The following is a 23,032-nucleotide window of genomic DNA, read 5'->3' as shown; positions in this document are numbered from 1 at the left end:
CATGGAAATTTTGAACCAGCTGCTGCACGGCTTCGCCACGGCAGGCACCCCGATCAACCTGCTCTGGGCGCTGCTCGGCTGCATCATCGGCACGGCAGTCGGTGTGCTGCCGGGCATCGGCCCAGCCACCGCGGTGGCGATGCTGTTGCCGATCACGCTGAAGGTCGAGCCGACGGCGTCGATGATCTTCTTTGCCGGCATCTACTACGGTGCGATGTACGGCGGCTCGACGACCTCCATCTTGCTGAACACACCGGGCGAATCGGGCTCGATGGTGACCGCGATGGAGGGCAACAAGATGGCCAAGAGCGGCCGCGCCGGTGCCGCGCTGGCCACGGCCGCGATCGGCTCGTTCGTCGCCGGCACCATCGCCACGGTGGTGGTCACCTTCTGCTCGCCGCTGGTCGCGAACTACGCGGTCAAGCTGGGCCCGCCCGAGTACTTCATGCTGATGCTGCTGGCCTTCACCACCGTCTCCGCGGTGCTGGGGCAGAGCACGCTGCGCGGCCTGACCGCGCTGGCCATTGGCCTGGCGATGGGGCTGGTCGGCATCGACCAGATCTCGGGTGTGGCGCGCTTCACCGGCGGCGTGCCCGAGCTGATGGACGGCGTGGAGGTGGTGCTGATCGCGGTCGGCCTGTTCGCGGTGGGCGAGGCCTTGTACAACGTGCTGTACGAAGGCAAGACGGTTGACACGCAGAACAGGATGAGCCGCGTGCACATGAGCCGCAGCGACTGGAAGCGCTCTTGGCCGGCGTGGCTCCGCGCCACGTTCATCGGCATACCGTTCGGCACCATCCCGGCCGGCGGCAGCGAGATCCCGACCTTTCTGAGCTACGCCACCGAGAAGAAGCTGTCTGACCACAAGGAAGAGTTCGGCACCACCGGCGCGATCGAAGGTGTGGCCGGGCCCGAAGCCGCCAACAACGCGGCCATCACGGCCACGCTGATGCCGCTGCTGACGCTGGGCATCCCGACCTCGAACACCACGGCGATCCTGCTCGGCGCGTTCCAGAACTACGGCATCCAGCCCGGGCCGCAGCTGTTCGACACCAACGGGCCGCTGGTGTGGGCGTTGATCGCGTCGCTGTACATCGGCAACGTGATGCTGCTGGTGCTGAACCTGCCGCTGGTGGGGCTGTGGGTCAAGCTGCTGAAGGTGCCGAAGGCGCCGCTGTACGCCGGCATCCTGATCTTCGCCACGGTGGGCGTCTACGGCATGCGGCAGTCGGCGTTCGACCTGGTGCTGCTGTACGCGATCGGCCTGCTCGGCGTGGCGATGCGGCGTTACGACTTCCCGACTGCGCCGGTGGTCGTCGGCATGATCCTCGGGCCGCTGGCCGAGGCGCAGATGCGCAACGCGCTGTCGATCGGCGAGGGCCACTGGTCGATCTTCCTGCAGCGGCCGATGTCGCTGACGCTGATGATCATCGTGGTCGGCGTGCTGGTCCTGCCGCGCCTGGTGCGCTGGCTCAAGCCTCAGCACGAGCCAGACGCGGTCGTCCGCGCTTGACGATCCCAGGGCCGCCTTGTGCGGCCCTTTTCGATTCAGCGCGTCAGTCGCCGGCGCCCATGGCCAGGGCCCGCTGGCGCGAGGCCTGGCACTGCGCGTCGGTCGGCGCCGGCGCGTCGACCCAGCCCGCCAGGTGGCGCTTGGCCAGATCGGCCAGCGCGGCCATGCCGGCGGGCGCGTCGTTCAGGCAGGCGATGTAGTGGAAGGCCTGGCCGCCAGCGTGCAGGAAGGTCTCGCGGCCTTCCTGGGCAATCTCTTCGAGCGTCTCCAGGCAATCGGCGGCGAAGCCGGGGCAGATCACGTCCAGGCGCTTGGTGCCGCCGGTGGCCAGTTGCTTCAGCGTGGCGTCGGTCGCCGGGCCCAGCCACTTGGCGCGGCCGAAGCGGCTTTGAAAGCTGATGCGCCACTCGTGGGGCGCCAGGCGCAGCTCGTCGGCCAGCAGGCGCGCGGTCTTCTGGCACTGGCAGTGGTAGGGGTCACCCAGCGTCAGTGTGCGCTCGGGCATGCCGTGAAAGCTCATCAGCAGCATCTCGCCGCGGCCTTCGCGCTGCCAGTGCGCGCGCACGCTGGCCGCCAGCGCTGCGATGTGGGCCGGGTCGTCGTGGTACTGGTGGATGAAGCGGAACTCGGGCACCCAGCGCGTGCGCTGGCCCCAGCGGCTGACCGCGTCGAAGGTGCTGGCCGTCGTCGCGCCCGAGTACTGCGGGTAGGCCGGCAGCACCAGCACGCGGCGCACGCCGGCGGCCTGGAAGGCGTCGAGCGCCGAGGCGATCGACGGGTTGCCGTAGCGCATGGCCGGCTTGACGATGACCGTGCAGCCGCGCTCGCCCAGGTAACCCTGCAGCAGCTTGGCTTGCCGATCCGTCCACACCGCCAGCGGCGAGCCTTCGGGCAGCCAGACGCTGGCGTACTTCTTGGCCGAGGCGGCGGGCCGGGTGCGCAAGATGATGCCGTGCAGGATCGGCCACCAGACCACCTTCGGGATCTCGACCACCCGCGGGTCGCTCAGGAACTCGGCCAGGTAGCGGCGCAACGCGGCCGGCGTGGCTGCGTCCGGTGTGCCCAGGTTGGCCAGCAGCACGCCGATGGGTGATGGCTGGCCGTGGTGGTACGAAGCAGTGGTGGTCGGCATGTCCGTTGGCTCGTCTCAATCTGCGCGGCGCTCCGCCGGAGCCGCCGCCCTTCAAGTGGCGTGCGCGGATCCGGCTTGGCCGGCCCGCTGCGCGAGCCCCTCAGAGGGGCGTGGAGGCTCAATGCCCCGGTGAGGGCAGCCGCATCGGCACGGTGTCGTCCATGCTCGACATCACGCTGAACTGCAGCACCGGCACGCCCACCTCGTTGGGCGAGCCGCCCAGGCCGATGTCGCCGCTGCCGTGCAGCGTGCAGGCGCCGCGGCGCAGGCTCAGCACTTCGTCGTCGCCGGTGAAGCGCACATAGGTGCCGTTGATGCTGAGGTCGGCCACCTGCAGGCCGCCGCCGGTCCAGTCGATGCGGGCATGGGTGCGCGAGACGCGGGCTTCGTCGATCTGCAGGCCGCAGGTCGAGCCGCGGCCGATCAGCACCGGCAGGTCGCTGCGGCTCAGGCGGTAGACGTTGTCGCGGTACAGCAGCTGCAGGCCTTCGGGCTCGGCCAGGTCGAAGCGAGTTTCCATCAGCGTGGCGGTGGTGTCCACGCCGCGTGGCGGCAGCATGTGCACCTCGACCGGCTCGGCGCGGCCGCGCAGGTGCACCCGGTCGAGCGAGCGGTAGGCGGCCCGGGTGTCCATCGGCAGCTCGTCGTAGAGGTCGCCGGTGATCAGGGTTTCGTTGTCGCCGGCGTGGTCGAGCAGGCGGGCGGCCACGTTGACGGCGTCGCCGAAGCAGTCGCTGTTGACCTCGACCACTTCGCCGATCGCCATCGCGATCTGCAGCCGCAACCTGGCCACGCCGGGGGCGGCGTGGGGCGCCGCGACCGTGGACTCGAGCAGGTCGTGCATCTGCATCGCGCTGGCGACCGCCATCGTGGGGACCGAGAACACGGCCATCAGGCCGTCGCCCAGCGTCTTGATGAGCTGGCCCCCCATGGCGGGCACACGCTGCGCCAGGGCATTGATGGTTTGGGTGACAACCGCGGTGGCCTGCGCGTTGCCGAGGGATTCATACAACGCCGTGCTGCCGCGCAGGTCGGCGAACAGGACGGTGCGACGCTTGATGATGGCCATGCGTCAAGCAGTTTAGCTTGCCAACCCAAGGCCGGCAGGCGCCCTCCGAGAGGGCTCTGTACTCAGATGTTATTGGGGCAGGGGTGTGGCTCGCGGCTGAGCTGCGCCGCGGGCTGACGCCCGCCCAACATCCGACCGCAGGCGGTCAGATGTTGTCCAGATAGGTGCGCAACTTGTCCGAGCGGCTCGGGTGCTTGAGCTTGCGGATCGCCTTGGCTTCGATCTGGCGGATGCGCTCGCGGGTGACGTCGAACTGCTTGCCGACTTCTTCGAGCGTGTGGTCCGTGCTCATCTCGATGCCGAAGCGCATGCGCAGCACCTTGGCCTCGCGCGGGGTCAGGCTGTCGAGGATGTCCTTCACCACGTCGCGCAGGCCGGCCTGCATGGCGGCTTCGATCGGCGCGGTGTTGTTGGTGTCCTCGATGAAGTCGCCCAGGTGCGAATCGTCGTCGTCGCCGATCGGCGTTTCCATGGAGATCGGCTCTTTGGCGATCTTCATGATCTTGCGGATCTTGTCCTCGGGCATCTCCATCTTCTCGGCCAGCGTCGGGGCATCGGGCTCGAAGCCGAACTCTTGCAGGTGCTGGCGAGACAGGCGGTTCATCTTGTTGATCGTCTCGATCATGTGAACCGGGATGCGGATGGTGCGCGCCTGGTCGGCGATCGAGCGGGTGATGGCCTGGCGGATCCACCACGTGGCGTAGGTCGAGAACTTGTAGCCGCGGCGGTATTCGAACTTGTCGACCGCCTTCATCAGGCCGATGTTGCCTTCCTGGATCAGGTCGAGGAACTGCAGGCCGCGGTTGGTGTACTTCTTCGCGATCGAGATCACCAGCCGCAGGTTGGCCTCGATCATCTCCTTCTTCGCGTCGCGCGAGGCCTTCTCGCCCTCGTTCATGCGGCGGTTGATGTGCTTCAGGTCATCGACCGGTACCACGGCGCGGGCCTGCAGGTCGACCAGCTTCTGCTGCAGCTCCTGGATCGCGGGCAGGCTGCGCGTCATCACCGCGCTGTAGGGCTTGCCGGCCTGGCTTTCCTTCTCGGACCACTTCAGGTTCAGCGCATTGGGCGGGAAGGTCTTGATGAAGTGCTCTTGCGGCATGCCGCACTTGTCGACCACGATCTTGCGGATCTCGCGTTCGTAGCGGCGCACGTCGTCGACCTGCGAGCGCAGGATGTCGCACAGCTTCTCGATCGTCTTGACCGTGAAGCGGATCGTCATCAGGTCTTCGCTGATGGCGTGCTGGGCCTTGTTGTAGGCCTGCGATTGGTAGCCTTCTTTCTCGAAGGCCTTGCGCATCTTGTCGAAGTGGATGCGCAGCTCGCCGAACTTGGTCAGCGCCTGGCTCTTCAGCTCTTCGAGCTTCTTGGTCAGCGCCTTCGAGCCGCCGTTGCCGTCGTCGTCGTCTTCCTCGTCGAATTCGTCGAAGTCTTCTTCGGCCACGTAGTCGTCGGCCTCGTCTTCGGCGACGAAGCCGTCGACGACCTCGGAGATCTGCATCTCGCCCGCGGCGATGCGGTCGGCCATGGCCAGGATCTCGGCGATGGTGGTGGGCGACGCGCTGATCGCCAGCATCATGGCCTGCAGGCCACCTTCGATGCGCTTGGCGATCTCGATTTCGCCTTCGCGCGTCAGCAGCTCGACCGAGCCCATCTCGCGCATGTACATGCGCACCGGGTCGGTGGTGCGGCCGAATTCCGAGTCGACCGTCGACAGCGCGGCTTCGGCGGCTTCTTCGGCTTCTTCTTCGGTGGCGGTCGAGGTGGCGCCGCCGGCGATCAGCAGCGTGGCCGCGTCGGGGGCCTGCTCGTAGACCGCGATGCCCATGTCGTTGAGCATCGAGATGATGGCTTCGAGGATTTCCTCGTTGACCAGCTTCTCGGGCAGGTGGTCGTTGATTTCCTGGTGCGTGAGGTAACCACGCGTCTTGCCCATCTTGATGAGCGTCTTCAGCTCCTGGCGGCGCTTGGCGACCTCTTCTTCGGTCAGCGCCGTTTCGTCCAGGCCGAACTCGCGCATCAGCGCGCGCTCCTTGGCGCGCGAAACCTTCATCCGCAGCGGCTTGGCCTTGGGCTTGTCTTCGCCTTCCTCGACCTCGGCCGTTTCGCCGGCGTCAGCCTCGACTTCGCCTTCGATGTCGGCCTCGATGTCGGCCAGGTCTTCCTCGACCTCGGCGGCCTTCTTGGGCGTCGGTTCGGCCTTGCCGCCCTTCTTGGCCTTCTTGCCCTCGTCTTCAGCCGGCTTGCCCGCCTTGCCCTTGGCCGCCGCCTTCTTCGGGTCTTCGACCGCAGCGCTCGCCTTGGCCGCCTTTGCAGCGGGCTTGGCCGGTGCCGCCGTCGTCGGCTTGGCGGCGGTCTTGGCGGCAGGGGTGGCAGCGGCAGCGGGCTTCTTCGCGGTCATGCAGAGGTCTCGATGAGGTGATCCTTTGATGGCCCGGGGGATTTGCGCAGCCCTCTGCCGGCCGCGCTACAAGAGCACGCGGCTCCAGAGCGCGAAACAACGAAATCAGGCGGAACAAATCGCCCACCGGCCACCGAGGACAAAGGCGGCGGCGCGGGTCGGGCAGGCAAGCTGGCGTGAACGTCTGGAAGTGCAGCCCTGGCGGGGGAGTTGGCCTGTGATTGCCCTGTGTCGCAGGGGGCCGGGTCCGGAGGTGCTGCTGTCACTCTTGCCGCTGATACATGGATTGTACCGATTATGCACATGGCGCGACGGGTATCCAGGGGGGCTATTCCTGGGGCGCTGTACCCAGTCGTGACTTCGCATCTTTCCAGCGCAATTCGAGCTGTCGATACTCGGTCAGGGCTTCTCGGCGCGTGGCCGCTTCGGCGATCAGGCGTTTCATCTGCTCGCCCAATTCGCGTATCAGCACGGTGTCCATCGCGCGCCGCAGATCGGCCGGCGTGGCGCCCGGATCGGCGTCGCCATCGGCCAGGGCCCGGGCTTCGTTGTCGAGGCTGTCGTCGGCCTCCAGCGCTTCGCGGATGACCGCCCAGGGCCGGGCGCCGTGCTCGGCCAGCTCACGCTCCAGCCAGGCAATCAGGGTGCCGTGCGGGGCGGGCAGCTGGTGCAGCAGATCATGTTCATCGGCGGGCAGGTCGTCCCACCAGCCGGGCTGGCCGAACAGCATCTGCACCACTCGATCTTCGGGCCGCTTGGGGGGCTGGCGGCGGCCCTGTGGGCGCGGCAGGCCGTCGTCGTTCTCGTCGCGGCGTTTCCAGCGGCCCTTGCGTTCGCCGCCGCTGAACGAGCGACGCGGCTGGGCTTCGCCGGCGCTGTCGCCATCGTCTGGGTCGCGGTCGCGCGAGCGGGCGCCGCCCAGCTGCCACAGGCGCGCCAGCTCTTCGGCCGGCAGGCCGCCGCGAATGGCCAGCTCGCTCAGCAGCTGCAGGCGCAGCGCGCCCTCTGGCAGCGCCTGCCACAACGGCTTGGCCTGCGACAGCATGCGCGAGCGGCCCTCGGCGGTGGTCAGGTCGCAATCGGCCGCGGCATGGTCCAGCAGCTGGCGCGACAGCGGCACGGCGTTGCGCACGAAGCTCTCGAAGGCCTCGGCGCCGTACTCGCGCACGTAGCTGTCCGGGTCATGCTCGGGCGGCAAGAAGAGGAAGCGGAAGCTGCGCGTGTCGGTGGCGTGGGGCAGGGCGGCTTCGAGCGCGCGGCCGGCGGCGCGGCGGCCGGCAGCGTCGCCGTCGAAGCTGAACACCACCTGCTCGGTGAAGCGCAGCAGCTTGTGCACGTGGTCGGCGGTGCAGGCGGTGCCCAGCGTGGCCACTGCGTTGGGAAAGCCCAGCTGCGCCAGCGCCACCACGTCCATGTAGCCCTCGGTGACCAGCGCATAACCCTTGCTGCGCAGGCCGGCGCGGCATTCGTACAGGCCATACAACTCGCGGCCCTTGACGAAGATCGGGGTTTCCGGCGAGTTCAGGTATTTGGGCTCGCCCTTGTCCAGCACCCGCCCACCAAAGGCGATGGTCTCGCCCTTGACGTTGCGGATCGGGAACATGATGCGGTCGCGGAAACGGTCGTAGCGCTTCTGCTCGGCCTCGTCTTCACCCTGCACGATGACCATGCCGGACTCGGCCAGCGTGGGGTCGTCGTAGCGGGGGAATACGCTTGCCAGCGTGCGCCAGCCCTCGGGCGCGTAGCCCAGGCCGAAGCGTGCGGCGATCTCGCCGGTCAGGCCGCGGCCCTTGAGGTAGCCGATCGCCCGCTGGTTGCCTTTGAGCTGGCGGCGGTAGTGCTCGGCCGCCTTTTCCAACACATCGATCAAGGTGACTTGCTGTTCGCGGGCCTGGGCGGCCTGGGCCTGCTCCTGCGGGCTGGCCTCGTCTTCCGGCACGATCAGGCCGGCTTCCTGCGCCAGGTCCTTGACGGCTTCGACAAAGCTCATGCCGTGGTGTTCGGTGAGGAAGCGGATCGCGTCGCCATGCGCGCCACAGCCGAAGCAGTGGTAGGTCTGGCGCGATGGGCTGACGATGAAGCTGGGTGTCTTCTCGCCATGGAACGGGCACAGGCCCTTGTAGTTGATGCCGGCCTTCTTGAGCTCGACGTGGCGGCCCACCACACCGACCACATCGGTGCGGGCCAGCAGTTCCTGGATGAAGCCGGAAGGGATCACGGGCGGGGAGTCGGACGAAGGCTAGGCGCAAACGACATCGGGGCAGCCGAAGCTGCCCCGATGCGGGTAGGTGATCTTCGCACAGCGCCGGCCTTGGCCAGCACCGGCGGTGCGCTCAAAAAGCGCTCAGAAATCGCTCAGATGGCGAAGTCGTCGAGCGACTTGCCGCTGGCCAGCGCCGCCTGCAGCCACTTGGGCTTCAGGCCGCGGCCGGTCCAGGACTGGCCGCTGGCCGGGTCGCGGTATTTCGGGGCCACCTTCTTGCCGCCTTCGGCCTTGGCGGCCATGGGCGCCTTGCCGGCCAGGTCAGCGGCGGTCAGGCCATATTCGGCCATCAAGGCCTTGACCTTGGCGATGGCGTCGGCCTTGGCCGTGCGCTGGGCCTCGGCAATCCTCTTTTCGAGGTTCGCCTTTTGCGCCAGCAATTCTTGAATCGATTCCATGCGAGAGCTCCTGAGATACCCGGGGGGCGGGTGGATGATATCGCAGGAAACTGCCGCTGTTACGTGGCGCTCAGGTAATTACTTATACCCGACCCGGTCCAGCATTTGCTGGACCTTGATCTGGTTCATTCCGATCACCGAGATCGGCACGGATTCAGCCTTGAAGCTGCCCAGCTTGTCCAGTGCGGGATTCGCCAATTTCAAGCCCGCCACCGCCGGCCATTCGTTGTTGCCGTTGGCAAAGTACGACTGGGCGGCATCGCTGGCCAGGTATTCAAGGAAACGCACGGCCGCCGCGCGGTTCTTCGCGTAGCGGGCCACGGCGCCGCCGGCGATATTCACGTGGGTGCCGGTGGTGGCCTGGTTGGGCATCACCGCGGCAATCTGCTGCACGACGGCTTTGTCCTCGGGCTTTTCCGAGCGCATCAGCCGGGCCAGGTAGTAGGTGTTGGTCAGCGCGATCGCGCATTCGCCGCTGGCCACCGCCTTGATCTGGTCGGTGTCGCCGCCCATCGGCGGGCGCGCCATGTTGGCCACCAGCCCCTTGAGCCAGGCCTCGGTCTTGGCGGGCCCCAGGTGCTCGGTCATGGCGCCGAACAGCGACAGGTTATAAGGGTGCGAGCCCGACCGGGTGCAGAGTTTGCCGCGGTTTTTCGGGTCGGCCAGCTCTTCGTAGGTATCCACGTCTTCGCGTGCGACCACCTGCTTGTTGTAAACGACGATGCGGGCCCGGGTCGAGAAACCGAACCACTGCGAGCCTTCGCCTTTGTCCTGGCTGCGCAATTGGGCCGGGATGCGGCTTTCGAGCAAGGGGTCACGCACCGGCTGGAACAGCCCATCGACCTCGGCGCGCCACAGGCGGGCGGCATCGACCAGCAAAATCACATCGGCCGGGCTGGCGCTGCCTTCGCTTTTCAGCCGGGCCAGGATGCCGGCGTCGTCGGCGTCGACCCGGTTGATCTTGATGCCGGTGGCCTTGGTGAAATTGTCGTAAAGCGCTTCGTCGGTCTGGTAGTGGCGCGCTGAATACAGATTCAGCACGTTTTCTTCAGCCTGGGCAGCCAGGGGCATGGCGGCCACGGCGGCCATGGATGCGATACGGGCGGCCAAAGCCGCCAAGCGGGGAACCATGCGCATTCGAAACTCCAGACGTGGGTCAGTCAAACAACTGGCCCCAGTCTAGCCTATAAACGCGAATGGTTCGCAATTGCGTTGTTGACGCAGATCAGGCGCTGGGCGGCACGTAGCCGGTGGGCTGGTCGGCGTTGCCGCCGAAGAGGAACTGCTCCATCTGCCGCGCCAGGTACTGGCGGGCGCGTGCGTCGGCCAGGTTCAGGCGGTTCTCATTGACCAGCATGGTCTGGTGCTTCTTCCAGAGCTCGAAGGCTTCCTTGCTGATGTTGTCGTAGATGCGCTTGCCCAGCTCGCCCGGGTAGGGCGCAAAGTCGAGGCCGTCGGCCTCTTTCTTCAGGTAGGTGCATTGAACGGTGCGGGCCATGAGGCGGTCTCCAACGAAGATTGAAAGAAGTGCGCCCGGCGCGATCAGCCGAGCTTCTTGACCAGCACCTGCGAGCGCCGGTCCCAGTTGTATTTGCGCTTGCGGGCCTCGGGCAACCAGTCGGGGTCGACCGGCGCGAAGCCGCGCTTGATGAACCAGTGCATCGTGCGCGTGGTGAGCACGAAGATCGAATCGAGCCCCATCGTGCGGGCGCGCTGCTCGACACGCTTCAGGATCTTGTCGCCGTCGCCCTGGCCCTGCACCTGCGGCGAGACGGTGAGCGCGGCCATCTCGCCGGTGCGTGCCTCGGGGTAAGGGTAGAGCGCGGCGCAGCCGAAGATCACGCCGTCGTGCTCGATCACGGTGTAGTTGGCGATGTCGCGTTCGATCTCGGTGCGGTCGCGCTTGACCAGCGTGCCGTCGCGCTCGAACGGCTCGATCAGCTGCAGGATGCCGCCGACGTCGTCGGAGCCGGCTTCGCGCAGGCTCTCGAGCTTCTCGTCGACCACCATCGTGCCGATGCCGTCGTGGGTGAAGACTTCCATCAGCAGCGCGCCGTCGGTGGCGAACGGCAGGATGTGCGAGCGCTCGACGCCACCGTCGCAGGCCTTCACGCAGTGCTTCAGGTAGAAGGCCACGTCGGTCGGCTGCATCGGCACCGGCAACGAGGCCAGCAGGCGCTCGGCATCGGCCAGCGCCAGCTCGGTGTCGATCGGCGTCTCGGGGTTGTTCGGGTCTTCGTGGATGCCCGGCACCTCGGTCAGGAACAGCAGTTTGTCGGCCTGCAGCGCGATCGCCGTTTCGGTCGCCACGTCTTCCATCGACAGGTTGAAGGCCTCGCCGGTGGGCGAGAAGCCGAACGGCGACAACAGCACCATCGCGCCGATGTCGATCAACCGGCGAATGGCGGCCGAATCGACCTTGCGCACCACGCCGCTGTGCTGGAAATCGATGCCGTCGATGATGCCGACCGGCCGCGCGGTGAGGAAGTTGCCCGACACCACCCGCACCGTCGAATTCGCCATCGGCGTGTTCGGCAGGCCTTGCGAGAACGCCGCCTCGATCTCGAAGCGCAACTGGCCGGCGGCCTCTTGCGCGCAGTCGAGCGCCACGCCGTCGGTGATGCGCATGCCATGCGAGAAGTGGGCGGTCTGGCCCTTGGCGGCCAACTGCTCATTCACCTGCGGACGGAAGCCATGCACCAGCACCAATCGCACGCCCATGGCATGCAGGATGGCCATGTCCTGCGCAAAGAAAGCCAGCTTGCCGGCGGCGACCAGCTCGCCGGTGATGCCGACGACAAAGGTCTTGCCACGGTAGGCGTGGATGTGTGGAGCCACTGATCGAAACCAGGGCACGAAGGTGTGGGGGAAGACGAGGTCCATCTGGAACAGATTGTGCCGCGGATAATCCGCCCCCTCCATGTCGTCCCCTCGAACAGAACGCCCATCCGGCCCAGGCCCCGGCCCGAGACCGCCGCGCGCGAATCGCCCGCCGCGGCCGGTGACCGCCAACCCGGTCCCGCCCATCACCTATCCCGACGCGCTGCCGGTCTCGGCCCGGCGCGACGAGATCGCGCGCGCCATCCAGGACCACCCGGTCGTCATCGTCTGCGGCGAAACGGGCTCGGGCAAGACCACCCAGTTGCCCAAGATCGCACTGGAGCTGGGCCGCGGCCTGGGCGCCGGCGGCACCGGCCTGATCGGCCACACCCAGCCGCGGCGGATTGCCGCCAGCTCGGTGGCCAAGCGCATTGCCGACGAGCTGAAGTCGCCGCTGGGCGAGGTGGTGGGCTACAAGGTGCGCTTCCAGGACCGGCTGCAGCCGGGCGCCTCGGTCAAGCTGATGACCGACGGCATCTTGCTGGCCGAGACGCAGACCGACCCGCTGCTCAAGGCCTACGACACGCTGATCATCGACGAGGCGCACGAGCGCTCGTTGAACATCGACTTCCTGCTCGGCTACCTGAAAGAGGTGCTGGCGCGCCGGCCCGACCTGAAGATCATCGTGACCTCGGCGACGATCGATGCCGATCGCTTCGCCAACCACTTCGCCTCGGCCAAGGGCCCGGCACCGGTGATCCAGGTCAGCGGCCGCACCTTCCCGGTCGAGCAGCGCTGGCGCCCGTTCGAGGAAAGCCGGGAGTTCGATCTCAACGACGCGATCGCCGACGGCGTCGACGAGCTCTGGCGCGAAGGCTCGGGTGACATCCTCGTCTTCCTGCCCGGCGAGCGCGAGATCCGCGAGGCGGCGGACCACCTGCGCAAGCACCTGGCGCACCAGCCGCTGCACCGCAACGCCGACATCCTGCCGCTGTTCGCCCGCCTGTCGCAGGCCGAGCAGGACCGTGTCTTCGAGACCGGCGGCGGCAAGCGCATCGTGCTGGCCACCAACGTGGCCGAAACCTCGCTCACGGTGCCGGGCATCCGCTACGTGGTCGACGCGGGCCTGGCGCGCGTCAAGCGCTACAGCTACCGCAACAAGGTCGAGCAGTTGCAGGTCGAGTCGGTCAGCCAGGCGGCGGCCAACCAGCGCGCCGGCCGCTGCGGGCGCGTGGCCAACGGCATCTGCATTCGCCTGTACGACGAGAAGGATTTCGCCAGCCGCCCGCGCTTCACCGACCCCGAGATCCTGCGCTCGTCGCTGGCCGGCGTGATCTTGCGCATGAAGGCGCTTCACCTCGGCTTGGTCGAAGACTTTCCGTTCCTCGAACCACCGCCGCGCAAGGCGATTGCCGATGGCTACGCGCTGCTGGCCGAGCTGGGCGCGGTGGACGAAGCCAACGAGCTGACGCCGATCGGCAAAGAGCTCGCCAAGCTGCCGCTGGACCCGCGCGTCGGCCGCATGATCCTCGAAGCGCGCGAGCGCCAGTCGCTGACCGAGGTGCTGATCATCGCCAGCGCCTTGAGCGTGCAGGACGTGCGCGACCGCCCGCTCGAGCACCAGCAAGCCGCCGACGAGAAGCACAAGAAGTTCGACGATGAGAAGTCGGAGTTCATGGGCTACCTGAAGCTGTGGAAGTGGATCGAAGAAGGCCGCGGCACCCACGGCCACGCCGGCGCGAAAGAGCAGAAGACCGACAGCCACAAGCTCAGCAATCGCCAGCAAGAGCAACGCCTGCGCGAAAGCTTCGTCAACCCGCGCCGTGTGCGCGAATGGCGCGACATCCACTCGCAGCTGCAAACGGTGGTGGCCGAGCACGGCTGGCGCTTGAACGGCGCGCCGGCCACCTACGAGCAGGTGCACCTGGCCATGCTCGCCGGGTTGCTGGGCAACATCGGGCTCAAGGCCGATGACGACGACTGGTACCTCGGCGCACGGGGCATCAAGTTCTGGCGCCACCCCGGCGCGCACCTGAGCAAGAAGCCGGGCCGATGGCTGATCGCCGCCGAGCTGGTGGACACCACCCGCCTGTTCGGCCGCGGCCTGGCCGCGATCGAGCCGCAGTGGATCCCGCCGATTGCCGGCCATCTGCTGAAGACCCAGCTGCTGGAGCCGCACTGGGAGAAGAAGGCCGGCGAGGTGATCGCGCTGGAGCGGGCCACGCTCTATGGCATCGTCGTCTACGCCAATCGCCGCGTGAATTTCGGCAACGTGGACCCGAAGGCCGCGCGCGAGATATTCATCCGCGAGGGCCTGGTCAACGGCGAGTGGGAGACCCGGCTCCCTTTCCTGGCGCACAACCGCAAGATGATCGCGCAGGTCGAAGAGCTGGAGCACAAGGCGCGCCGGCAAGACGTGCTGGTCGACGACGAGCTGATCTACGCCTACTACGACCAGCAACTGCCGGCCGATGTGGTGAGCGGCGCCAGCTTCGAGCGCTGGTACCGCGAAGAGTTGAAGAAGCAGCCCAAACTGCTGATGCTCAGCCGCGAAGAGCTGATGCGCCACGAGGCGGCGGGCATCACCACCTCGGCCTTCCCGAAGACCATTCGCCTGGGTGGTGTCGACTGCGCGGCCACCTACCTGCACCAGCCCGGTGACCCGAAAGACGGCGTCACCGTCACCGTGCCGATCTACGCGCTGAACCAGGTCAGCGAAGAACGTTGCGAGTGGCTGGTGCCCGGCATGCTGGAGGGCAAGGTGTTGGCGCTGGTCAAGAGCCTGCACCAGCGGCCGCGCTCGCGCCTGGTGCCGCTGCCCGACTACGCGGCCGAGTTCTGCGAGCTGACCCCGTTTGCGCAAGGCCCGTTGATGGACGCGTTGCTGAAAGCCGTGCGCGAGCGCACCCAGCTGGCGGTGCAGCGCAACGACTTCAAGCTCGAGCAGTTGGCGCCGCACCTGTTCATGAACTTCCGCGTGGTCGACGAGCATGGCCGCCAGCTGGGCATGGGCCGGCAGCTGGCCACCTTGAAGGCCGAGTGGGGTGGCCAGGCGCGCTCGGCGTTCCAGGCTTTGGCGGCCTTGAAACGGCCCGATGCACCGCCACCCGCGCCCGTACCGTCTGCGACGCCTGCTGCGCCCTCGCGCGGCGTCACGGCCGTGGTCAAAGCGCCACCGCCGCCCGCGCCCGATGCACCCGCCGCGCGCTACACCGCCTGGACCTTCGGCGAGCTGCCCGAGCTGATGGAGATCCGCCAGAAGGGCCAGACGCTGATCGGCTTTCCGGCGCTGATCGACAAGGGCGCGCATGTCGAGATCGAGGTCTTCGACGAGCCCGACGTGGCGGCCGCGCAGCACCGCGCCGGCCTGCGCCGGCTGGTCGCGCTGCAGATCAAGGAGCCGCTGAAGTACCTGGAAAAGAACATCCCGGACCTGCAGAAGATGGCCGTGGCCTACATGCCGCTGGGCACGATCGAAGAGCTGCGTGACCAGATCATCGCCGTGGCGCTGGACCGCGCGTTCCTGCAAGACCCGCTGCCGCAGGATGCGATGGCGTTCAGCAAGCGCATCGACGAAGGCCGCGCGCGGCTGAACCTGATCGCCCAAGAGGTGGCGCGCATGGCCGGCACGGTGCTGGTCGAGTACGCCGCCGCGGTGCGCAAGCTCAAAGACAGCAAGCCGCCGAAAGACGTGGCCGACGACATCCAGGCGCAGCTGCAGCGCCTGGTGCCCAAGCGCTTTGTCGCGCAGAGCCCGTGGGCCCAGATGCAGCACTATCCGCGCTACCTCAAGGGCGTGGTGATGCGACTGGACAAGCTGCGTGCCGACCCCGCGCGCGACGCCCAGCGCCTGGCCGAGCTGCGGCCGATGGAGCAGCGCTACATGCGCCGCCTGGCCGACCTGAAAGGCCAGGCCGACGCGCGGATGGACGAGTTCCGCTGGCTGCTCGAAGAGCTGCGCATCAGCCTGTTCGCCCAAGAGCTGCGCACGCCGCAGCCGGTGTCGGCGAAGCGGCTTGAAAAGGTCTGGGCTCAACTGACCAGTTGAGCCCGGACCTTTCGGCGAAGACTGACATCTGCCCGCAGGGCATGTCATGTCGAAGCCAGAAGGTGTGGGCCCAGCTGACCAGCTGACGATCCGCACTTCGCTGAAGCACACCAAAGCAGAAGGGCCCGACGTTGCCGCCGGGCCCTGCATGAAGATCGCCTCGCCGGGTTTTACTGCCGGTGCGCGTTGAAGTAGTCGGCCATGCCGACCCACGCGGTGTCGCCGGCCACGCTGGGCGCCGCCTGGCAGGTGTTGGCGCCTTCGGTCTTGGCCTGGTATTGGCGGCACAGCTGGTAGCCGAAATCGGGGTAGTGCACGTCGACGTCCGACGCGTGCACCAGCTCCATCCGGAACGGGCGGTCGTAGGCGGCGTGGATCGGGGGCGCGCTCGGGCCGACAGCCTTCAGCGAAGAACCCGCGCCGGGTACCGCGGTGCACTGGGTCATGAACAGCGCACGGTCGCTTTCGAGCACGAAGTCGTTGGCCATCTCGGTGCAGTTGAAGGTCGTCTGCGCCTGGTAGGTCCACAGCGCGCGCACGGTCGTGCCGTTGGTGAAGCTGCCGGTCAGGGCGGTCAGCAGGCCCAGGCCGCCGCCACGCGATTGGCCGGTGATGAACGAGTTCGTCGTGTCGGCGTTCAGGGTCACCGCGTACTGGTTGGCGAAGTAGTTGATGGCCTTCTGGATGTCGTAGCGCGGGGCCGGGCTGCCAGCCACGTAGTTGACGACCGGGTGGCGGAACTCGTACGACACGACGATGTAGCCCTGGTCGGTCAGCGGCTTGACGAAGCGGCTGTACAGCGAGCCGGCGGTCTTGTCGAGGGCGATGAAGTTGCTGGTGCCGTTCGGGTGGCCGTAGTAGACGATCGGGCGCGCACCGCCGAAACCCGTCGGCATCCAGATGTCCATCACCTGGCGGGCCATCTTGCGGGTGGTCGGCTCGAGCCAGGTGGTCGAGCCGTAGGGCACGGCGCGGTAGCAGTTGCAGTTGGCGTTGTAGCCCGGGGGCACAGCGCCTTCGGCTTGTTGGGTCAGTGCTTGTGAAGCAACCGGGGTGAAGCCAGCGGCGAATACGGCGGCAGCGGCCCACAGCGACTTGGAGATGAGAGGCATGAGTCTTCCTTGGCGTCAGCGCCGGGCCCGACGGGCCTCGAAGCGCCGGATAGCGCCCCACTCAGCTCAAAACACCAGAAGAAGCGAGTCAGGCGACAGCCACCTCATCGACGCGGCGTCGATGCGGATAAGGAAGCGAAAAGCCGGAGATGGCCGTGAATCGGCGGCCGTCTTGCAAGATGGTTACAACTGCCGTGCTGGCCGCGGCGGGGCCTGTCACGGGCCCGCGCGGCCTCATTGGCCAGCGGTCATGCGCGCGCTGGCGGCGGTGTAGCGGGGCTCGCCGTTCACCAACTGGATCGTGGCCTGCTGGGTCGACGATGCGCTGGCGCCGCGGCCACCCATGCGCACCGTCTCTGTCACCTCCAGGCTCACGTCGGCCTGCTGACCATCGTCGGCCAGGTCGAACGAGAGGACGTTGACATGGGTGTCGATCGACACGCCCGCGGGCAGCGCGGCGTAGCCTTGCCGGAGGTAGTCGCACCACTGGGCCTTGTCGTAGTTCGCCACCTCCGAGCCCGAGAAGCGCACCGTCACCAGCCTGATCTTCGCGTCGTCGGCGTACTGGTTGCACAGCGCCGCGGCATTGCGCTGGCTCGAGGCCTGTGCGCCCGCCATCACGAAGGCCTCGACCCGTTGCTGGTCCAGCCCGGTGGCCTTGGCCGCCGTGCCGCGCAGGCCGAACCAGGCACCGCAGGCCACCGCGCCGATGGCCAGCGATTTGATCCATGACAAGCCGGTCAGCCGCTGCAGCACGACGACCAGCACCAAGACGCCGAAGGCGATGCCGGCGAGGCGGCCGTTGCGGTAGGCGGTGCTGGTGGTGTCGACCGCAGCCAGGCACAACGCCGGGCAGGCCCACAGCGCGGCCAGGGCCGCCAGGGCGAGCTTGTTCATGGTGATTTCTCCCTCGGGATCTTCTTGTCGGTATGGGCATGGGTGCCCGCGCAGGGGCCGGATTGTCCCGGCGCCGCGGCCCTGCTCAGGGCCTGTCTCGGTTCAATCTTGCCCGAGCGCGCAGTTCGTCACAGACGACTTCACATCTGCTTGAACAGGTGCGCGTAGCTCTCGGCCACCAGCAGCACCTCGTTGCGCTCTTTGAGCTTCAGCTGCAGGCGGCCGCGGAAGTCGCGGCTGGCGCCGGCGATGGCGGTGGCGTTGACCAGCGTCGAGCGGTGGATCTGCCAGAACAGCTGCGGGTCGAGCTCTTCGACCAGTTCTTTCAGCGGCTTGCGGATCAGGGCCTCGCCTTCACGCAGCGCCACGCGGGTGTATTTGTTGTCGGCCTGGAAGTACAGCACCTCGTCGACCGTGATCAGCTTCAGCGTCTGGCCGACCGAGGCGTTGATCCAGCGCAGGTACTGGCGCGCCTGGGCGGCGCCGGGCAAGGCGGCCAGGCGGTCCAGCACCGCGCCCAGGTCGCTCGGGGCTTCGCCCAGGCGCTCTTTGACGCGGCCGATGGCGGTGAACAGGCGTGCCGGCTGCAGCGGCTTGAGCAGGTAGTCGACCGCGCCATGGTCGAACGCGGCCACCGCATGCTCGTCGTAGGCGGTGACAAAGACCACGCGGCTGCGGCCGCTGGCCTGGCGCGCCACGTCCAGCCCGGTGGCGCCAGGCATCTGGATGTCGAGGAACATCACGTCGGGGCGCAGCTCGTCGAGCAGGCGCAGCGCCTGCACGCCGTCGGCGGCTTCGCCGACGATGCTCAGCTCGGGCCACAGCTTGCCGATCTGCTCGATCAGTTCGGCGCGCAGGGTGGCTTCGTCTTCGGCCACGATGGCGGTGGGGTGCTTCATGAGGGCAGGGTCAACGTGAATCGGGTGGTGCCGTCGATGTCGTGGCAGCGCAGGCCGGCCAGGTCGCCGGTCAGCACGCGCAGGCGCTCGCGGTGGGCGGCCAGCTCGGCGTCGTCGCCGCACAGCCCGGTGGCGCTGACCTGCAGAAAGACTTGCAGCGCCTGCGGGTTGGCCAGCGTGCCACGCTGTGCCCGCAGCACCACGCGCGGCGGCAGCCCGCCGGGTGCCAGGCGCAGCGCGCGCTGCAGCAGCGGCAGCAGCAGCATGGCCGGCAGCGGCGCACTGCGCAAGGCCGCCGGCAGCTCGTCCACCAGCTCGACCGGCTGGCGCTGCAGCCCCTGGCGCAGCGCCAGGTAGCTGCCCAGCAGCGCGGCCTCGGCGTCCAGCGTGGTCACGTTCTGCTCGCGCAGCCGCGGCAGCGCGGCCCGCAGGTGGTGGATCAGGCGCTCCAGCTGCTCGGCGGCGTCGTCGCTCTGGCCCAGCGCGTATTGCTGTTGCACATCCACCAGCACGTCGAACAGGAAACGCGGCTCGACCTGGGCCTGCATCGCGGCCAGGCGCGCGGCCATGGCCTGGCGGCCGAGGGCGGTCTGCTCTTCGACCAGTGCCTGCAACTGGGCCTGCGAGCGCCAGCGCCGGCGCAGCATCTCGACCACGCCGATGGCCAGCGCACCCGGCAGCAGCACCGACAGGAAGTCGCCCGTGAAGCGCTGCCACAGCGGCAGCGTCTGCGGCAGGCATTTGGGCGCGCACAGCTCTTGCAGCGTCGGCAGGTCCAGCCAGTCGGGCACGGCCCACATCAGCGGCACGGCGATCAGGCAGCCCAGCACCGTGGCCGCCACCAGCGCGTGGCTGCGGTAGCGCCAGGTGGGCGCGCTGCGGTCGGCCGGCAGCCAGGTCAGCAGCAGCACCACCGTGCACAGCGCGGGCGACAGCAGCAGGCGCCAGAACAGCGCCCACGGCCGCGCGATGTCTTTCGCATCGGCCAGCGAGGTCAGGTCGACCGCGCCGTACAGCAGGCCCAGCGCCAGGAAGCCAGCGATCTCGGCCCCGCGCACCGAGCGCCACGACCGCAGCAGGTGGCCCAGCCAGCCGGCGGTCGGAAAGCCCGCCGGCACGGCCACCGGAGCGTCCATCACCCGGCTCATGACACGACCACCGGCTCGGCCACGGTGCCGGGGGCCCTGGCGACGGCGGGCTCGGGCGCCACCGCCCGCAGCGGCAGGCAGACGCGGGCCAACACCCCACGGGGCTGCGCCGCTTCGAGCGACAGGCTGCCCTGCGCGCCATACAGCGCCAACAAGCGCGCGCGGGTGTTGGCCAGGCCCACGCCGCTGCCGCCGGCGCCGACGAAACCGCGGCCATCGTCCAGCACCTCGACCGCCAGCCGGCCATCGGCCTCGATGCGGGCGCTGATGTGCAGCCGGCCGCCTTCGGGCAACGGCGACAGGCCGTGCTTGATCGCGTTCTCGACCAGCGTCGCGATCACCATCGGCGGCATCTCGGCGTCGTGCAGCGCGGCGGGGGCGTCGATCTCGAAGCGCAGCCGGTCGCCCATGCGCATCTGCAGGATCGCCAGGTAGTGGCGCACACGCTCGAGCTCGTCGCCCAGGCAGGCGCGCTGGCTGCGCATGCCGGGCAGGGCCGACTGCAGGTAGGCGATCAGGCTCGTCAGCATGTCGCGGCCGCGGCCGGGCGCCACGTCGTACAGCCGTTTCACCGTGGCCAGTGTGTTGAACAGGAAGTGCGGCTCGATCTGCGCCTGCAGCGCCGAGAGCTCGGCCTCCATCTGCTGGGCGGCCAGCGCCTCGCGCGACAGCCGGGCCTGCGCCAGCCGCTCTTTGGCGGCCAGCTCGGCCAGCGCCAGCTGCAGCAGCACATAGCCGGTGCAGCCCAGCAACCACCACAAGCCGCCGGTGTAGACGAACCACCACCAGTAGAACGGCTCTTTGAACTCCGGCGCGTAGATCACCGTGTAGCGGATGACCGCGCCGGCCGAGGTGCCGATCAGGATGGCCAGCGCCCGCACGCCCCAGGCGGCCTGGGGCGACGGCCGCGTGCGGGTCAGCACCGCCTCGGCCGCGCCGGCGCACACCAGGATGGTCAACGCGCTGATCAGCGATTGCCGGGTGAACAGCGCGAGCTTGAAGACCCAGGTGTCCCAGGCCTCGTCGCCGGTGCGCCAGGCGATGGCGCGCGACAGCGCCAGCGCGAAGGCCAGGTAGAACACCGCCGCCACATGGGGCAGGGTGACCACGCGCCGAAAGGCGGCCCAGCGCGTGGTGGCGGCGTCCAGGGCGGTGGGTGGGGGCGTCATGGGCGGGATTGTCCGCCGCCCCACCGGCCGGCGGGGCCCGGCGCGACGAAGCCACCCGCAGCGCGGACGAAGCCGGGAGGGCCGCGACCGAGGGAACTGTCGGCCCCGAGGTCCGGGCCATGCCCGGCCCGCCCCCCGAGGGGGTCAAGAAGCTAGGGGCGGCCCGTCGCTTCTTGAGGCCCCTCGCACGAGGTGCTACTTCTTGCAGAACGCGATCTGGTCTTGCACCGGCAGCGGCGACGAGTCGCCGGTGGTCAACAGCAGGTGGGCCGACAGCGTGACGATGTAGGCGCAGTCGGGCAGGGTGTTGAAGGTCCAGCCGCCGGCCGGCGGTGCGACGCCGTTGATCGCCTGGCCGAACTGGTCGGCCGCGTTCAGCGGCACCGGCATGCCGAAGCCATACGGCCCGCCCGGCCCGTTCATGCTGACGCCGACCGAGCCCAGGTTCGGGTGCGCGGCGGTGAACAGCACGTCCAGCGCGGCATTGAGGCCGGCGCAGCCGCCGGCGCGCAGTTGCAGCGAATCGACCGAGCAGGCGCACAGCTGGCTCGACACATCCACCGGTGCCCACGAGCCGCCCTTGTGCACGTTGTTGTAGACGGTGTTCTCGATCGCCACGTGGGCGCAGGTGCCGGCATCTTGCTCGGTGCCCGGCAGGCCCACCGCGCGCACCCGCATCCGCAGCGCGATGTGGCGGTTCTGCGCCAGCGCCGCGCCGTGGGCGGTGCTGCTTTCGCCGGCGATCACGCCAGCCATGTTCAGCGCCGGCTGGGGCACCAGCATCGGCGTGATCACGCGCAGCATGTCGCCGTTGGGCACGAAGAAGCCGTTCACGTCGAGCGCGTTGCTGAACTGCGGCACCTGGATCCAGCCGCCGACGATGGCCGCGTGGGCGGCATCGGCACCGGGGCTCGCCGGGTCGGCATGCACGTAGTGAGTCAGCGTCATCCAGGTGCCCAGCACGAACACCAGGCGCTCGATGCGGCCGATGATCGTGTCGCTGAACTGGGTCGGTGCCACCACCGTCCACGGCCCGGTCGGGTTGCCCAGCGCGTCGGTGGTGCGGAACTCGAAGCGGTATTCCATCGGCTGGCCGCCCAGCGTCTTGGGCAGCACGCCATTCAGCCGCACGGTCGAATAGAACGCACGGTGGTCACCCACCGTCAGGCCGCTGCCCGGCACGGCGCTTTCGATCTGGCTCGCATACAGGTAGCCGCCCAGCGCGTCGAACACCGGCAGCGGCTCGGTCACCGGCGGCGACTCTTTCAGGCACAGGTCGGCGCAGAAGCAGGGGCCGGCGTTCTCGCGGTCCGGCGCGCGTCCGCGCGAGGGCGGCTCGGCCAGCAGCGGCACGCCACCCAGCGTCTCGACCTTGAAGTACAGGTCCGGCCCACCCGTCCATTCCAGGTTGATGGTGGGCGAGAAGATGGTCTGCTTGAAGTCGCTGGCGAGGTAGTCGATGCGGAAGTGGCCGCTGAAGTCGGTCACGTCGTCGCCCAGCGCGTCGTCTTGCAGCCAGTCGACATCGAACGCGCGAACCCGCACGCCGCCGATCGGGGCCTGGGTTTCGCAATGGCGCACCTGGCCGCAGATGACCCAGGCGCCGAAGCGCCCGCGGATGCCGCACCAGATGCGGTACGGGATGGTGTAGTCCCACGCGGCCACGCGGTCGTCGCGGAATTCGCGCCACATCGGCTGCAGCACCGTCAGCGTGAACTGCATCGGCCGCGGCAGCCCCTCCTGGTTCTTGCGCCGCGGCACGGTGGCGCAGTACAGGTCGAGCTCGATCGCTTCGCCCTTGTAGTTGGGCGCCTTGCTGAAATCGAGCACGTAGGCGCCGGTGGCGTCGATCGTGGCCTCGGCCAGCAGGCGGCCGGCCTTGGCGTCGCGGTCGGTGTCGGGCACGCCCTCGAAGGTGTCCTTGGTGCGGGCGGCGGCCAGTGCCGCCACGTCGCGGCCCTGCGCCAGCGCGTAGGCCTTGATCACCAGGCCCTCCAACGGCTCGATGCAGTCGGAACAAAGCGCGCCCTTCAGCGTGCCCTTGAGGTAGTAGCTCATGATTCGGCTCCCTGTGTGGATGGACTCGGCGGCTGCCGGTGCACCTCGCCCCACGACAGCAGGCGAACACCGGGTGCTCAAGGTAGGCGCTCGGCCGTGGCTTCC

16 protein-coding genes are annotated in these 23,032 nt (G+C 68.3%); 2 read left to right on the top strand and 14 right to left on the bottom strand.

The window, feature by feature from the left end; translation table 11 throughout:
- Window position 1 precedes the first annotated feature (1 nt).
- On the top strand, window positions 2–1,513 hold the full coding sequence (locus ACE3SG_RS08690; RefSeq protein ID WP_374564175.1) for a tripartite tricarboxylate transporter permease: 1,512 nt from the start codon (window positions 2–4) through the stop codon (window positions 1,511–1,513).
- 43 nt (window positions 1,514–1,556) lie between these two features.
- Here the strand turns inward: ACE3SG_RS08690 and hemH are convergent, their stop codons facing one another.
- The 8 genes from hemH to argA all read right to left on the bottom strand — a co-directional run bounded on the left by hemH (window position 1,557) and on the right by argA (window position 11,659).
- On the bottom strand, window positions 1,557–2,645 hold the full coding sequence (gene hemH / locus ACE3SG_RS08685) for a ferrochelatase (protein WP_374564173.1): 1,089 nt from the start codon (window positions 2,643–2,645) through the stop codon (window positions 1,557–1,559).
- Between the two features lie 118 nt (window positions 2,646–2,763).
- Window positions 2,764–3,714, bottom strand: a complete 951-nt coding sequence (locus tag ACE3SG_RS08680) for an adenylate/guanylate cyclase domain-containing protein (RefSeq protein ID WP_374564171.1) — start codon at window positions 3,712–3,714, stop codon at window positions 2,764–2,766.
- Window positions 3,715–3,859: 145 nt separating this feature from the next.
- Window positions 3,860–6,115, bottom strand: coding sequence for an RNA polymerase sigma factor RpoD (gene rpoD / locus ACE3SG_RS08675; RefSeq protein WP_374564170.1), 2,256 nt, complete (start codon window positions 6,113–6,115; stop codon window positions 3,860–3,862).
- A gap of 328 nt (window positions 6,116–6,443) precedes the next feature.
- The gene (gene dnaG, locus ACE3SG_RS08670; RefSeq protein ID WP_374564168.1) at window positions 6,444–8,333 is read right to left on the bottom strand and encodes a DNA primase; all 1,890 of its coding nucleotides are present in this window, start codon (window positions 8,331–8,333) and stop codon (window positions 6,444–6,446) included.
- A gap of 137 nt (window positions 8,334–8,470) precedes the next feature.
- Window positions 8,471–8,776, bottom strand: a complete 306-nt coding sequence (locus ACE3SG_RS08665; protein WP_374564166.1) for an H-NS family nucleoid-associated regulatory protein — start codon at window positions 8,774–8,776, stop codon at window positions 8,471–8,473.
- A gap of 78 nt (window positions 8,777–8,854) precedes the next feature.
- Window positions 8,855–9,847 (bottom strand): extracellular solute-binding protein, encoded by a 993-nt coding sequence (locus ACE3SG_RS08660; protein WP_374564164.1) that lies wholly within the window; start codon window positions 9,845–9,847, stop codon window positions 8,855–8,857.
- A gap of 154 nt (window positions 9,848–10,001) precedes the next feature.
- Window positions 10,002–10,274, bottom strand: coding sequence for an oxidative damage protection protein (locus ACE3SG_RS08655; RefSeq protein WP_374564162.1), 273 nt, complete (start codon window positions 10,272–10,274; stop codon window positions 10,002–10,004).
- Between the two features lie 44 nt (window positions 10,275–10,318).
- A complete protein-coding gene (gene argA, locus ACE3SG_RS08650) occupies window positions 10,319–11,659 on the bottom strand; it encodes an amino-acid N-acetyltransferase (RefSeq protein WP_374564160.1) in 1,341 nt (446 codons plus the stop codon).
- A 37-nt stretch (window positions 11,660–11,696) separates the two neighbouring features.
- Here argA and hrpA point away from each other — a divergent pair, with 37 nt between their 5' ends.
- Window positions 11,697–15,644 (top strand): ATP-dependent RNA helicase HrpA, encoded by a 3,948-nt coding sequence (gene hrpA / locus ACE3SG_RS08645; RefSeq protein ID WP_374564158.1) that lies wholly within the window; start codon window positions 11,697–11,699, stop codon window positions 15,642–15,644.
- 170 nt (window positions 15,645–15,814) lie between these two features.
- Here the strand turns inward: hrpA and ACE3SG_RS08640 are convergent, their stop codons facing one another.
- The 6 genes from ACE3SG_RS08640 to ACE3SG_RS08615 form a co-directional block, all read right to left on the bottom strand.
- A complete protein-coding gene (locus tag ACE3SG_RS08640; protein WP_374564157.1) occupies window positions 15,815–16,756 on the bottom strand; it encodes a hypothetical protein in 942 nt (313 codons plus the stop codon).
- Between the two features lie 234 nt (window positions 16,757–16,990).
- Window positions 16,991–17,653 (bottom strand): hypothetical protein, encoded by a 663-nt coding sequence (locus tag ACE3SG_RS08635; protein WP_374564155.1) that lies wholly within the window; start codon window positions 17,651–17,653, stop codon window positions 16,991–16,993.
- A 140-nt stretch (window positions 17,654–17,793) separates the two neighbouring features.
- Window positions 17,794–18,552, bottom strand: a complete 759-nt coding sequence (locus tag ACE3SG_RS08630; protein ID WP_374564153.1) for a LytR/AlgR family response regulator transcription factor — start codon at window positions 18,550–18,552, stop codon at window positions 17,794–17,796.
- The gene (locus ACE3SG_RS08625) at window positions 18,549–19,688 is read right to left on the bottom strand and encodes a sensor histidine kinase (protein ID WP_374564152.1); all 1,140 of its coding nucleotides are present in this window, start codon (window positions 19,686–19,688) and stop codon (window positions 18,549–18,551) included. The genes ACE3SG_RS08630 and ACE3SG_RS08625 overlap by 4 nt, the downstream gene beginning before the upstream one ends.
- A gap of 8 nt (window positions 19,689–19,696) precedes the next feature.
- Window positions 19,697–20,869 carry a sensor histidine kinase gene (locus tag ACE3SG_RS08620; protein ID WP_374564151.1) on the bottom strand — a complete coding sequence of 391 codons (1,173 nt, stop codon included), beginning with the start codon at window positions 20,867–20,869 and terminating at the stop codon, window positions 19,697–19,699.
- Between the two features lie 195 nt (window positions 20,870–21,064).
- Entirely contained in the window at window positions 21,065–22,927 is a 1,863-nt protein-coding gene (locus ACE3SG_RS08615) for a hypothetical protein (RefSeq protein WP_374564149.1), read from the bottom strand.
- Window positions 22,928–23,032 lie beyond the last annotated feature (105 nt).

This window comes from Ideonella sp. (genome assembly GCF_041914305.1).
GTDB lineage: Bacteria > Pseudomonadota > Gammaproteobacteria > Burkholderiales > Burkholderiaceae_C > Ideonella.
Note: the sequence above shows the minus strand (reverse complement) of the source record. Positions and strands in the feature narration are given on the sequence as shown.

What these genes read in the sequence shown, in the direction of transcription:
- ACE3SG_RS08690 (WP_374564175.1), top strand. Translation starts at nt 2, where the DNA reads ATGGAAATTTTGAACCAGCTGCTGCACGGCTTCGCCACGGCAGGCACC.
- hemH (WP_374564173.1), bottom strand. Translation starts at nt 2,645, where the DNA reads ATGCCGACCACCACTGCTTCGTACCACCACGGCCAGCCATCACCCATC.
- ACE3SG_RS08680 (WP_374564171.1), bottom strand. Translation starts at nt 3,714, where the DNA reads ATGGCCATCATCAAGCGTCGCACCGTCCTGTTCGCCGACCTGCGCGGC.
- rpoD (WP_374564170.1), bottom strand. Translation starts at nt 6,115, where the DNA reads ATGACCGCGAAGAAGCCCGCTGCCGCTGCCACCCCTGCCGCCAAGACC.
- ACE3SG_RS08665 (WP_374564166.1), bottom strand. Translation starts at nt 8,776, where the DNA reads ATGGAATCGATTCAAGAATTGCTGGCGCAAAAGGCGAACCTCGAAAAG.
- ACE3SG_RS08660 (WP_374564164.1), bottom strand. Translation starts at nt 9,847, where the DNA reads ATGCCCCTGGCTGCCCAGGCTGAAGAAAACGTGCTGAATCTGTATTCA.
- ACE3SG_RS08655 (WP_374564162.1), bottom strand. Translation starts at nt 10,274, where the DNA reads ATGGCCCGCACCGTTCAATGCACCTACCTGAAGAAAGAGGCCGACGGC.
- argA (WP_374564160.1), bottom strand. Translation starts at nt 11,659, where the DNA reads ATGGACCTCGTCTTCCCCCACACCTTCGTGCCCTGGTTTCGATCAGTG.
- hrpA (WP_374564158.1), top strand. Translation starts at nt 11,697, where the DNA reads ATGTCGTCCCCTCGAACAGAACGCCCATCCGGCCCAGGCCCCGGCCCG.
- ACE3SG_RS08640 (WP_374564157.1), bottom strand. Translation starts at nt 16,756, where the DNA reads ATGCCTCTCATCTCCAAGTCGCTGTGGGCCGCTGCCGCCGTATTCGCC.
- ACE3SG_RS08635 (WP_374564155.1), bottom strand. Translation starts at nt 17,653, where the DNA reads ATGAACAAGCTCGCCCTGGCGGCCCTGGCCGCGCTGTGGGCCTGCCCG.
- ACE3SG_RS08630 (WP_374564153.1), bottom strand. Translation starts at nt 18,552, where the DNA reads ATGAAGCACCCCACCGCCATCGTGGCCGAAGACGAAGCCACCCTGCGC.
- ACE3SG_RS08625 (WP_374564152.1), bottom strand. Translation starts at nt 19,688, where the DNA reads ATGGACGCTCCGGTGGCCGTGCCGGCGGGCTTTCCGACCGCCGGCTGG.
- ACE3SG_RS08620 (WP_374564151.1), bottom strand. Translation starts at nt 20,869, where the DNA reads ATGACGCCCCCACCCACCGCCCTGGACGCCGCCACCACGCGCTGGGCC.
- ACE3SG_RS08615 (WP_374564149.1), bottom strand. Translation starts at nt 22,927, where the DNA reads ATGAGCTACTACCTCAAGGGCACGCTGAAGGGCGCGCTTTGTTCCGAC.